Source organism: Erwinia sp. MMLR14_017, from assembly GCF_033657285.1.
GTDB lineage: Bacteria > Pseudomonadota > Gammaproteobacteria > Enterobacterales > Enterobacteriaceae > Erwinia.
This window is the reverse complement of the sequence record NZ_JAWVWP010000011.1, coordinates 141,293-153,704: the sequence shown is the minus strand read 5'-3', so window position 1 is coordinate 153,704 and position 12,412 is coordinate 141,293. Positions and strand designations below refer to the sequence as shown.

The following is a 12,412-nucleotide window of genomic DNA, read 5'->3' as shown; positions in this document are numbered from 1 at the left end:
GTTTTTGAATCACAATTATCACATTAAGTCACCTGTTAAACTCAAAGAACTTAAAAATTAAGATATTCACGATGTTTTAATAAGCCAGCACTGAGAATAACAAACTATTAATTCGTAAAAACAGCGATACAAAAACCCGATAATGTATAATAATCAGAAATGTAGTTTTTCGGACTTTTTTACCGTTCGCCGCTAATCAGCGGCTTTTTTTTACGATATTTTCGTGGGCGGCTGCCGGATAATCCCTGCTCGCGGCAGCCATACAGAGATAAATCAGAAATTCACCTGGCCGCCAATGTAAGGGCCTTCAATCAGACGCTGATTCTCACGCGTACCTTTTCCATCCATACCGATATAACGATAACCCGCTTTAAGCGTGACCAGATCAACAGGCTGCCAGCTTACGCCAGCGTCAGCATCCAGATAGCTTTTGGTGGTATTGCTCATCTGGCGCGGAGCGGTGTACATACTGCCATACAGTCCAACCTGGGAAATAACGGGGATTTTAACGCCAACGCCGACCGGGAATACCACGCCTTCGCTATTGCCTGTGGCGCCTTTTACATAGTCAGCCTGGATGCCGACATTGACGTCCACCGCACCTGCTTTCATATTTACGCCCGCCTCAGCGCCGGTTTTTTCCCGGCCATTCTCGGTATTTTTAATCCAGTTACCGTTAATATAGAGACCTTCACTCTCCTGACCCATACCGACAGTAACGTCAGTGAAGTTTTTACCTACATTCACGCCACCATCAATCGCCATCGCTGCGGGAATAACGGAAGCTGCCATCAGTGCAGAAGCCACGGTAAACATAACGGTTTTTTTCAAGATACGCATGACATGATCTCCAGAATTTAGATTTCAGGGCATATCCCTGATGTCGCCTATAACACTACTCTTGCGCTCTTTCCACAATTTAAATCCATAAAAAGGATATATTTAGTTTTTTGCTCTGACGTTTATCTTATTTATGGAGTTAAATACTGATAAGGATTTGTCGTCCTATACTGGAGAGAGTCTGGCGATGATCAACTGGCTTGCTGGTCAGGAGAACAGCAAGGGAACTAAAGAACGATTTTTAGTTCCTGGCAGACATTGGCAACAGGCAATGTAATACGCGGGCAATTAATAACGCTGGCAGGTAAATAAGTAGGAGAGCGGGCCGCCAATGAGATAGGACTTTTCATCAACTTTAATCCTATCAAGTTGCAAATAAGAAGGGTCCAGCGTCAGTTCAGCTAACAGCATATTAAATGTTGCATCGGGCGTAGTATCGGTTGCGGAGGTTATGATTTTACCGATCCGATAGCGATAGGTATCGTAATCGACTTTATCACCGCTGGTGAGAATAATTCTTCTGTTGAGCAAGGTCGTCTCTTCACCACTGGTCACTTGCCCGTTAAGTAACAGATAACCGGAGTCACGATTCTGAAAGCGCAGATCCTGAGTAACGGCAAAGTCCAGATGTTTCCCCTCTGTCCGGCTGAGATCGTAACGGGTGAACGTCGCGCAACGAAAAGGAAATGCTTCTTCCCGATTCGTGAAATATTTCAGGCCAATAAACAGCACAACCAGTGCAGCGGGTATAACAGCCAAAGCAATACTAATGCGCCGTTTCAATCCAGTCTCCAGTCAAGATAATAAAAATTGTCGCAGGAAATGACCTGCCCGCGATCGTTGAGTTTACAGGATGAAAGAGTGGTTCGGCCGTAATTTTGCGAACTAAAGGCGGTGTTCTTATCAAAATAGAGGCGACGGCTGGAATCACAGGTTTGATGATTTTCACTGAGCATTTGCAGGATTTGTTTATCCAGCTTCTGGCTCTCACTTACGTTCAGCCCCTCTAAAAACACCACACTGCAACCACCCGGCAGCGTGGCAGAAACGGGGGAAATCTCCTGCTCGCTGGCATTCAGCTTCAGATAATACCAGCCTGCGCTGACGCTCAGGAGAGCCATAAGCAGTGACAGCAACAGCCAGGTGCCAGGCCAGCCTCTCTCAGGCCGTTTTGTTTCTGTGGGGACGGAGATAGGGCTGTCGTTTTGCTGGTTTGATGCAATTACCGGCGTCGCTTCCGGTATTAACTCTGTTGGCCCGGGTTCTCGCTCAACCGGTATCTCGGTGTTAAGGCGAATGCCAACTTTAGGAATGGTGATAATAAGATTTTCACAACCATAAGCGGCCAGCGCCCTTCTCAGGATACTCAGATACTGGTTGAGATTGCTGTTGGAGCCGCGCAGTCCATACTTATCCCACACTTCCGTCAGTAAAGTATCCCGAGGCAGGATCTCCCCGGCAGAATTCAACAGGCGCTCGAAGAGACGGCCCGAAGAGATACTAAGGCTTAGCGATTCCTGGGTGGGCAGATGACTCAGGGAGCAATCCTCTGAGTTGTAAGCAATAGTGCCATCGATTATATAAATCATTAAGAAATCACTAAATTTTCGCCATCGCTATAGCCATATAAGGCCGCTTACCTCCAGCCTTGCTCAGTTGATCTCGTCCAGACAATCTGTTGTTGACGCTTTGATCATTACCAGCTGAAAAATGAAGAATAGCACAGTAAAAACAGTTCAACCGATTGAACGCAGGCGAAAATATGATGATTTTGATTCAGTTTAAGAATGACTTATGGCCAGCAATGGCCATGCCAGGTGGCTCTGAAATGACAAGCAGGTGCCTGACCAGAACATCTCTTCAGCAAAGATCCATGCCCGGCCAGCGTTTAAACAGCTGTCCGGGCATACGGCCTGTTATGACCATTGTGATACCTCCAGCTGGCGTTACTATGAGAAGGATAACGGCATAAACCGCTCCTGATGCAGAAAAGCCATGCCGCCGGGGATATTCACCGAAAGTGCATCGCAAACACTCTCCCGTTGCGCAGAGCGGGAAGATTACAGGGCCTTAAGTTGGAGGAAATTACGATAGTCCATTGTGAACTCATTAAAGGCAACAGCAACATCAAGGGAAAATGCCACTGTTGCTTAAAGATAACCACTGGTCCGGTTATTTAAAAACAGGGGGGCAGCTATACCGTGAAGAACTCGACCCTGCCGCCAGCAAGGTGATACATGCTGCCAACGATTTTGATTTTTTTCTGATCTTCCAGATTTTTTAGCACCGGGCTGTTTTTACGAATATTTTCGATGGTTAACTCGACATTTTTTCGCGCTACCGCATCGACAAAGTCGTAATTGCTCCCTTTACGTTCTCCGCTGTATTCTGTTTTATCGATCGCCGGTTTAATCTCATCCAGCAGCCCTGTCAGATTGCCCAGTTCAGCATTATCAATAGCACCACGCACTGCACCACAGCGGGTATGTCCCATCACCAGCACCAATTTCGCGCCAGCAAGAGCGCAGGCGAACTCCATGCTGCCCAGGATATCGCGATTGCTGATATTGCCCGCTACACGGGAGTTAAAGGTTTCACCAATACCCGCATCCAGCACAATTTCCGCCGGCGCGCGTGAGTCAATGCAACTGAGGATCACTGCCGCAGGATATTGGCTGGCGGTGCTTGAACGTTTCTGTGCAAGGTAATCATGTTTTGCCGGACGATTTTCCCGGAAACGCAGGTTGCCCTGTTTAAAATGCTCAATCACTGCATCCGGGGTCATAGCATCACGCTCCTGCTGACTCAGTGAGGCGGCGAAAGAGATGGTAGGTAACGATAAGGCTGTCAGGCCAGTGACCGACAAGGCGGAAACTGCCAGAGTTTGTTTCAGGATGTTCCGGCGTGAAAGCTGGACTGGCTGGTTCTGTTGCATGAGGCGATCCTTATTACTGAGTTAATTCAAATTGCGGCGATAATACCCAGGCAAAGGTTAATAAAACTGCAACCACAATTTTTTTCAGTGTAAATGCCTGGGCGCACGACAGCGTTGGATTAGCTGATGGAGGGGCTAACCAGTAACTGCCTCTGACCCGCAATCTGATCTCTTCAGCAACAGAACTCCGGCATGATAATTCCCCCTGAACGGAGGTTATGCCGATAAAAAAGCCAGCATTGTCCTAAGAGCATCCTGAAGTGCGGCTGCGCCTTAAACCTCCATACCGCAATAATTCTGTGCGGCAGCTTCAGCCTCAGCGGTGATATCCGGGGCAGGAATTTTATCTCTGACGCGTTGTTTGATGGACGGCGGCTGAGAATGATTGGTCTATTCACGCGTGAATGTCAGAGGATTGGCACGGGGCAGACGCTGCGCTTAACGGAACCAGCGTCATTTCTATTCCGCATTGGGTTGAATGCCTTTGTCTGAATGGGTCGCGCAATCTGCCGGTTGCCAGGATATGCAGCCAGGCTGAAGGGGGTTGTAGCTGGTATGACGGGGCATGGGTGCTAATTGAAGGGGCCTCAGCCCCTTCTTTCAGGGATCGGGTACGACTGAAATCACGGTGAAATCAGCAACTCCTGCTACTCCCGCGCCCGGACGGTTAAACCGGGCGGTATCCTGCAACACGGCTTCATGCACTTCGCTCTGTGAAGGTTCACCCTCACTATGTAAGAAAACTTCTTCAGAATGAGTTTCATCACCGCTTTTATGTTCATAAGTGATTTTGAATTTAGTGCTCATTTAATATTCTCCTTTTAGTGGGAGATATAATTTTAGACGACAGGAGGTATAAAGCCCGTACAACTTAATCAAATCAACACCTTCAACCCATGCTTCTGCACTATGGTAAGCAATTTCAGCGCCAATCCGCCAGGACGCTTTACGCCACTTTCCCATTTCTCCACCGTTGAAACGCTGGTATTCAGGTAACTGGCAAAAACTGGCTGGCTGACGTTCAGCTTCTCGCGTAGTGCCTTAATCTCACTGGGTTGAAGTTCATCCACGTTGTTGAGGCATGCTTTATCAAAGTTGCGCATCGTTTCCTGCGGGATAGCATCAATGCTGAATAATCCAGAAGCCGCACTGTGGATGGCTTCTAATGCAGGACTCTTGAATTTACTTTTTGCGGTCATGGCAAATCTCCACCAGTTCCTTACTTTTAATCAGCGCCGTAATCTTTACGTCAACAAGGGCAGCGGATGTGCTGGTGGAAGCGATCGCTTCCTGATATTTAACCGCTCCCGATGCGATGCCGGGAGCGGTTTTGCATTCAGGCGACTTTCTTTTTACCGGCAATGACCTGAATAAACTCCTGCACCTGCTTTTGTTTTCGCGCCGACAGCTTGCACACCTGGCGCAGCGACTGCATCAGTTCGCTCTCCTCATGCCGGGCGGTGAGCACAATACAACCTTCCATTACCTTTACTTCTACTGCTGTACCACTGGCAAAACCGGCAGCTTCCAGCCATTGTCCTTTCATGGTGATAGCGGGAATCCGGCTGTAATCCGGATAGCGGCTTACATAGCTAACAGTTAATTTGCGGTTATTTGCCGGGAAGACTTCTGGTTCAGAGGGTTGTGCAATAGAATGGGCGTCAGTCATGATTACTATTCCCTATAAATAGTGATTGTGATTAGCGGCGCGGGTGTGTTGGCGCACATCCGCGCCGCGCTAAATACCTGTATATATCATCAGGAAAGAGAAGAAAAGTCCAGCTTAAAACAGAGTAAAATAAGCCATTTATAAAATCATTTGAATATAAAGCGTAAGGTTTATCTGGCAGGAAATAATAAGAAGCGCACCGTCAAGGTGCGCAATAAAATAAGAATCAGGATTTTTTACGCGTGGCTTTTTTACCTGTACTGGCTGCACGCTCGGCTTTAATTTTTTCCAGTAATGCGGCAGCACTGTTTTCACCGCTGATTAGTTCCGGATTTTCTGCCCGCCACTGTGCGGTGAGTTCACCACGGAATGCCTTCGCCAAGATGGATTGTGTCAGGTTGTTGACGCGGGCCAGCGCAGTGTTGACCTGTTTTTCAATGGTGTCGGCGTAGGCAAAGAGTTGTTCTACGCGACGGACGATTTCGTGTTGTTCTGGGAGAGGAGGGACAGGAAGAGGACATTTTGCGTAATCAATAATAGACAAATGTTGAATTGCCATCCCTTGGGATTTATCTTTAATAAAAGCTTGCGTAAGAGTACAGTTAGCTACAATCTCAAGAAAATATTTATTCATAGATGTTGTTCGTAACCAACAAACAGCTACACTCTGATTTATACAGAATTTTTCATTTGTTCTGACTAAAGCAGCTCGTCCAATACTACCATCTTTTGTTATTAATAAGTCGCCCTCATTAGGTTTGTCTTTTTCAGACAAATTATTAAATGCTTCTTCTGAAGTATGGCTTCCCTCATCAATACGTACTGTAAAATTTTTTACATCTTTTGCTGTCAGTAACTTTATCCCCACATCAGTCTTTGGCATAGGGCGCGTGAATCCATAAGTAATCCATTCGGATACTTTTCCCCATGAAGTAAATTTCCAATTCGACGGGATTTTAAAGATATAGCGCTGATCAATATTACTTTCAATTGACGATTTTTTGTTTTTTAACCAAGGCTCTAATTCATATAATTTATTTCTACTGATTTCATCTATCTTAATTACATCTAAAGCCGTACACGAATGATTAGATTGCCAATTTCCAGTTAATCTTCCTGTAGCTGCGGCATCAATTACTGATTGACGAAAACGTTTCAGGATTTTTGGGATTTGCTCAAGACGTGCTTTGGTGCTGTCTACCTGCGCCAGCAGCGTATCGAGTTTTTCAGCGATGATTTTTTGTTCGGCTAGTGGTGCTAATCGTAATGGTGCTTTAATACCATCAGATGTTCCCAAACGAGGCATATTTACGCCATAGCTAACGTCATTCACATATCCAAGAAAGGCTGAGCTTTTTAGCCAGTAAAAAAAATATTTATTGCAGCAAATTGGCTCTGCATTTATTGGAATTATTTCAGTAGTGCATACGCCATCGTCGTTTGCAATAATTATTTTATTAAGATAGGGACGAAGCTTACCGTAAAGAACATCGCCTTTCTTAAAACTATTTTTAGTACTTTTGAAAGGACGATTGCTGGCGACTACTTTATTAAGTAGTTTTGATGAGTCCTTTTCGATATCTTCAAGTTCCAGTACCCATGTATCGCCATTAACATTAGATAAGTCTTTTTTAGAGGTTTTACCATACTCGACGACATTACCTAATAGAGTGTCAACCCACCCCTCTGGCAATTTCCCCATACTCATCCCTTCACCTCACCAAACGCTTCCTGCAGCAACTGACGCTGTGCATCGGCTTCATCGCTCGCACCCAGTTCACGCATCAGCGCATCCAGTTCGCCCATCGCCTGTACCAGTTCGCCCATCGCTTCTGCCGCTAAAATATCCGGTTCCGGCAGGTTGTCGGCATCAATGCTGTCTTTATCTTTCAGCCAGGAGATATCCAGCGAATCGGATTTCGCCGTACGGATCCACTCGCGGCTGAATTTGCGCCAGCGGCTGGTAGCCAGGTGCCGATCGGTATTTTTGTTCTCTTCGCTGTCGGCAATTTCCGTCTCTTCCGCGTTAAAGCTCCACTCCCCTTCGCTACGCGGGCTTAAGCCGTGCGGGTCTTCACCATATACGCGTTCGAACGGCTGTAGATGGTCGTCGGTAAACGGCGTGCGTTTGCCAAAGCTCGGCATATTGGTTCGCAGATCGTACACCCACACGTCATCGGTACAGTTCTTATCCTGTGTCGGTTTCGCCACTGTGCCTTTGGTGAAAAAGAGCACGTTGGTCTTCACGCCCTGGGCGTAAAAAATACCGGTCGGCAGGCGCAGAATAGTATGCAGATGGCACTTATCCATCAGGTCACGACGAATTTCGGTGCCTTTGCCGCCTTCGAATAACACGTTATCCGGCACTACTACTGCCGCACGACCACCAGGAAGCAGGGTTTCAACGATATGCTGCATAAAGCAGAGCTGTTTGTTGCTGGTCGGGTGAACGAAAGTGCGGGTAATGTTAGTGCCCGCTGCGCTGCCAAACGGTGGGTTGGTAGCGACCACATGCGCCATCGGCAATGTTTCACCATCGCTACCCAGCGTGTTACCCAGACGAATAGCGCCACCGTGATCGAGGTTCCCTTCAATATCGTGCAGCAGGCAGTTCATCAGCGCCAGGCGGCGAGTGCCCGGCACCAGTTCCAGGCCAATAAAGGCACGATGGATCTGGAAATCCTGAGTATCGTTATCAAGGTCATCCAGATCGCTGGTCTGCGACTTAACGTAGCGGTCGGCTTCAATCAGAAAACCCGCCGTACCCGCTGCCGGGTCCTGTACTACCTCACGCGGCTGCGGTTTCAGCAGGTGAATAATGGTTTTGATCAGCGGACGTGGGGTGAAGTACTGACCGGCACCAGACTTGGTTTCGTTCGCATTCTTCTGCAACAGCCCTTCGTACATATCGCCGAAGTCATCGCGGGATTTGCCGTGTGTGCCGTTGTACCAGTCCAGCGAATCCATGTTGCTGACCAGTTCGGTCAACTGTTTGGGCTGAGTAATGGTGGTGTTGACGTTCTGGAACACCGCCTGCACCAGTTTTTGGTTATCGGCACCCAGATGCACCAGCAGGTTACGGTAGAACTGCAGCTGATCCTGGCCGATGCGGGATTTCAGGTCATCCCAGCGATAGCCTTCCGGCAGATAGTCCGCTTCCTGACCGGTCTCTTTACACATTTTCAGAAACAGCAGCGAGGCGAGTTCGTTAACGTAGTTTTGATAGGAGACGCCGCCATCGCGCAGGTTGTCGCACAGCTTCCACAGCTTTGCGACCAGATCGTTATTGTTCATATGCGTTTTCCGTAAATAAACAGCGGCCCTTATTGGGGCCGCAGAAGAGGACATTGCCGGGGATGATAACGCGTTAAGCAGGCTCGTCCCAGATGTAATCGCTGAACTTATCGAGCAGGTTGTCGAGATTATCGTCGAACGTTTTTTGCAGCATTGTCTTGCCGCCGCGGCGATGGAAATTGCCCGTTTTAAAGACGTCGTCGTCAAGCACCACCTTCTCTTTCAGCGCAGTGGCTAAACGATCGAGCCAGGTCAGTTGCTCGCTGTTCCAGTCGTTTTCGCCTTTGATGCGCTCCAGCGCATGATCGACACGCTCATCAAACGGCTTCAGCGCATCACCCACCGCCGCACGGCGGATATGGCCGATCAGCCGGGCGGCGATATCCTGATTGCGCGTCTCTTTCCACGCTTTACGCAGGGAAGATTCCTCAAAGTGCTGGCGATCAAACCACTCCTGCAATTCGACCAACCCTTTGCGGGTGAGGTCGCGCGGGCGATTGATCACCGCCTGTAAGGCTGGCTGCGCATTTGGAGAACGTTGCACCAGCGAATCAAAGGCTTCGAGGAAATCCTGTGGCGTGTCGTAATCACCATAGAGCGATTTAACGCTCACCACTTCATCGTCAATATCGAGGAAGATTGGCGCATCATTGAGGTTGTTGATATCAGTTTTGAGCTTCTCCAGACGGGCAATAAAGCCTGGCAGTTTGTTGAAGACTTCGGCACTCCAGTGCGATCCTTTTTCCCGCAGACGTGAAGCGAAACCGTTAAAATTAACGCCCGCTGCGTCCTGGCATAGCTCATCAAGACGACGCACCTGCTTATCTACTGTTTCGCTGCGGTCACGGTTAAACGTGGCCAGACCGATAATACGCTGGAGCTTGGCAACCAGTTGTTCATGGCTGTGCTCGGCAAAACTGCGGCCATCCGCCTCGATGGTTTTGTAGGTCTCGGAATCGGTGATTTCGTTGACCAGCGTTTGCAGCTCAACCTGAGGACGCACAACCACCGGGCGCATGGTATCGACACTTTCCAGCGAGCTATAGATATCGACACAGTCGAAAATCTTAAAGCTGGTTTTTGCCACCGCCGGACACAGACGCGTCGCACGGCCTTTCATCTGCTCGTACAGAATGCGGCTGCGAACCTTACGCAGGAAAACGATATTACAAATCGATGGAATATCCACGCCGGTGGTCAGCAGATCGACGGTCACGACGATATTCGGCAGCCGCTCTTTGTTAAAGCGGGTGATCATAGTCTGCACTTTACGCGCGTCTTTATCGGCATCACCGGTAATCTTAATAATCGCGTCGTGTTCCAGCTGCGGATACTTTTTCTTAAACGCGTTCCGTAGCTCTTCCACCACCATATCGGCATGGGCATTGGTGACGCAGAATACCAGCGTTTTTTGCAGCCCCGTCGGATCAAGGTAGTGGGTCAGTTCGTTACAGACGGCGCGGTTAAACGCAGGAATAATCAGGTTGCGGTTAAAGTCGGCGACCTCAAAATCCTGCTCGTCCTCAAGAGTGTCGTTAATCACTTCACCTTGCGAGCTGATACGCTCGACCTGCTCGCCCTGAGCAAGATAAACGCCATCCTGCGCGTTGCGGGTCGTGATCTGAATCGGCGGATCCTGGTCGATCAGATAACCGTCGATTACCGCAGTACGGTAGGTGTAGCGATAAACCGGATCGCCGAAAATCTGCACCGTATGCAGAGCGGGCGTGGCGGTCAGTGCAACCTTTACTGCATCAAAATGATCGAGAATACGACGATAGGCAGAGACGTAATCAAGCTGGCTGCGGAATTGCAGTTCACCCTCGGTCTGCTCTTTATCAAGAATGTAGCCACGGTGTGCTTCGTCCACGACGATACAGTCGTAACGGCCAACCGGCATGGGTTCATCCGATTGCAGGGTGCGTTTGACCAGCGACTGAATCGTGGCCACGTGAATTTTGGTGCTGTCTTCCGGGAATTTATCCGTCAGCCCTTTGATATCAAAAATGCTGTTAAAGGTGTCGCCATTAATACGCGTATCGTCAAACGCGCCAAGCGCCTGCTCACCCAGAGAACGACGGTCAACCAGGAAGAGAATGTGCTTAAAACGCTGAGACTGGATAAGGCGGAACATCAGGGCGATCGCGGTACGGGTTTTACCGGTACCGGTCGCCATCGCCAGCAGGATCTCTTGCTGCCCATTAACGATGGCATTTTCTACCGCGCGCACGGCATCTTCCTGATAGTAGCGCAGGCCCAGCTCACTCATTCCGGGGTTTTCAGCAAACCACTGATTTTGTCTCTGCGGATCGCTGCCGAGCATATCCAGCAGCTCTTCCGGGCGATGCCACTCCGGCAATGCTTTTGACATGTTGGTAGTATGACGGACGTCACGATACCAGATGCCGCTTTTGGTCTTCATTGCCGCGCGGTATTCGCGCCCGTTAGTGGAGTAGCAGAAGGGAATTTTAAAGCGCTGTTCGCCGCTGGTATCCTGCCAGCTGATTTCATACACTGGCACAGTTTCGTGTACTTCGTCGGGAGCGTACTCCTCCAACAACGTATCGCGTAAGAATGCGTTATCGAAGTATTTACTGTAGCGATAGGACTCATTGAGTTTGGCGGGAACGTCGATATTTTTACGCTTCGCTTCAACTACTGCGATGGGCTTCAGACCGACGAACAAAACATAGTCCGCAAAGCCCTGCTTGCCCGTTTCATCTTTACCGGTTGGCCATTCAGCAATAGCTTTATTGACATCCGGCTCCGGGCGCGCGCCTTCGGAGTAGCGCAAAGCTTTGCTATCGGCCTGCCAGCCTGCTTTACGCAGCTGTGCATCAATCAGGAAGCGGCTCTCTTCTTCACTGAGGTCGAGCGTACGCTTGATGGCCTGCTCGGTGATTTCATTCTGGTATGCCTTACGTTCCTGCTCGGTCTGTTTCGCCAGCTCCGCATTTTTCTCGGCTAACTGGGCTTCCAGCGCCGTAAGCCGTGCTCGCGTTTGTGCTTCGGTTTCCTGCTGCTTACCTTCCAGAATAGCGATATAGCCGTTCAGGCTAATCAGCTTCTGCTGCTGTATTTCCAGTTCTGACTGACTCTGCGCTTTTTCGCGTGCCTGCTGTTCAAGCTGGTGTTTTAGCGTCAGCACTTCCTGGTGATAAAAATTTTCGCCACGCTCAGGCAAAGTAAAAACAGGCACCGCAAAGTCATAATTTTTGGTGACCAGACGGTAATACCACACACCTAAACGGAAGCCGAGCCGCAGGCACATCTGGGCGTCATCAAGATCGTTATGGTACTCATGCACCGCCTGGTTACCAATACGGCGCAATTTGTGGAATACAGAAAGGATAGTGTCATCAACAAAGGCGATTTTGCCCAGCTCACGCAGAAGATCGTGTTGATTCTCGCAGGCAGGAATGCCCAGCAGCAGGCCAAGATGTTTGGCAGTCGCTTCGCCAAACATACGCATTTTAACCAGCGTGGTATTGGGGTCATCGGGGTAGTTATTTTCCGCCGCACAGGCGATAGCATAGGTAAAGTCGTTGACGCCCTTAAGAAACTCAAAACTGGATTTAGTCATCATCAGTATCAATCCATCACTGTGCAGGCCTGCCCATACATTAAGACCTGTAACTCTTTATCTTAACTTTTCATATTGTTTTGAACAATGG

The 12,412-nt window shown here is 48.9% G+C and carries 10 protein-coding genes; all 10 read right to left on the bottom strand.

Annotated elements, in window-relative coordinates; genetic code table 11:
• Window positions 1-273 precede the first annotated feature (273 nt).
• A complete protein-coding gene (locus tag SD961_RS17540) occupies window positions 274-840 on the bottom strand; it encodes a YfaZ family outer membrane protein (RefSeq protein WP_318791619.1) in 567 nt (188 codons plus the stop codon).
• Between the two features lie 288 nt (window positions 841-1,128).
• The gene (locus SD961_RS17535; protein WP_318791618.1) at window positions 1,129-1,623 is read right to left on the bottom strand and encodes a FidL-like protein; all 495 of its coding nucleotides are present in this window, start codon (window positions 1,621-1,623) and stop codon (window positions 1,129-1,131) included.
• Window positions 1,620-2,429, bottom strand: coding sequence for a winged helix-turn-helix domain-containing protein (locus SD961_RS17530; protein ID WP_318791617.1), 810 nt, complete (start codon window positions 2,427-2,429; stop codon window positions 1,620-1,622). Before SD961_RS17530 ends, SD961_RS17535 begins: the two co-directional genes overlap by 4 nt.
• 605 nt (window positions 2,430-3,034) lie before the next feature.
• Window positions 3,035-3,775, bottom strand: a complete 741-nt coding sequence (locus SD961_RS17525; protein WP_318791616.1) for a carbonic anhydrase family protein — start codon at window positions 3,773-3,775, stop codon at window positions 3,035-3,037.
• 600 nt (window positions 3,776-4,375) lie between these two features.
• Complete coding sequence (locus tag SD961_RS17520; RefSeq protein WP_318791615.1) at window positions 4,376-4,582, bottom strand: hypothetical protein; 207 nt, start codon at window positions 4,580-4,582, stop codon at window positions 4,376-4,378.
• A gap of 68 nt (window positions 4,583-4,650) precedes the next feature.
• A complete protein-coding gene (locus SD961_RS17515; protein ID WP_318791614.1) occupies window positions 4,651-4,974 on the bottom strand; it encodes a DNA-binding transcriptional regulator in 324 nt (107 codons plus the stop codon).
• A gap of 137 nt (window positions 4,975-5,111) precedes the next feature.
• Window positions 5,112-5,444, bottom strand: a complete 333-nt coding sequence (gene symE / locus SD961_RS17510) for an endoribonuclease SymE (RefSeq protein ID WP_318791613.1) — start codon at window positions 5,442-5,444, stop codon at window positions 5,112-5,114.
• Window positions 5,445-5,670: 226 nt separating this feature from the next.
• Window positions 5,671-7,152 carry a restriction endonuclease subunit S gene (locus tag SD961_RS17505; protein WP_318791612.1) on the bottom strand — a complete coding sequence of 494 codons (1,482 nt, stop codon included), beginning with the start codon at window positions 7,150-7,152 and terminating at the stop codon, window positions 5,671-5,673.
• Entirely contained in the window at window positions 7,149-8,738 is a 1,590-nt protein-coding gene (locus SD961_RS17500; protein ID WP_318791611.1) for an N-6 DNA methylase, read from the bottom strand. Before SD961_RS17500 ends, SD961_RS17505 begins: the two co-directional genes overlap by 4 nt.
• A 73-nt stretch (window positions 8,739-8,811) precedes the next feature.
• Window positions 8,812-12,324, bottom strand: coding sequence for a type I restriction-modification system endonuclease (gene hsdR, locus SD961_RS17495; protein WP_318791609.1), 3,513 nt, complete (start codon window positions 12,322-12,324; stop codon window positions 8,812-8,814).
• Between the last annotated feature and the right edge of the window lie 88 nt (window positions 12,325-12,412).

Bases quoted from the DNA above. Each gene is read 5' to 3' on its own strand.
- SD961_RS17540 (WP_318791619.1), bottom strand. From the start codon at position 840: ATGCGTATCTTGAAAAAAACCGTTATGTTTACCGTGGCTTCTGCACTG.
- SD961_RS17530 (WP_318791617.1), bottom strand. From the start codon at position 2,429: ATGATTTATATAATCGATGGCACTATTGCTTACAACTCAGAGGATTGC.
- SD961_RS17525 (WP_318791616.1), bottom strand. From the start codon at position 3,775: ATGCAACAGAACCAGCCAGTCCAGCTTTCACGCCGGAACATCCTGAAA.
- SD961_RS17520 (WP_318791615.1), bottom strand. From the start codon at position 4,582: ATGAGCACTAAATTCAAAATCACTTATGAACATAAAAGCGGTGATGAA.
- SD961_RS17515 (WP_318791614.1), bottom strand. From the start codon at position 4,974: ATGACCGCAAAAAGTAAATTCAAGAGTCCTGCATTAGAAGCCATCCAC.
- symE (WP_318791613.1), bottom strand. From the start codon at position 5,444: ATGACTGACGCCCATTCTATTGCACAACCCTCTGAACCAGAAGTCTTC.
- SD961_RS17505 (WP_318791612.1), bottom strand. From the start codon at position 7,152: ATGAGTATGGGGAAATTGCCAGAGGGGTGGGTTGACACTCTATTAGGT.
- SD961_RS17500 (WP_318791611.1), bottom strand. From the start codon at position 8,738: ATGAACAATAACGATCTGGTCGCAAAGCTGTGGAAGCTGTGCGACAAC.
- hsdR (WP_318791609.1), bottom strand. From the start codon at position 12,324: ATGATGACTAAATCCAGTTTTGAGTTTCTTAAGGGCGTCAACGACTTT.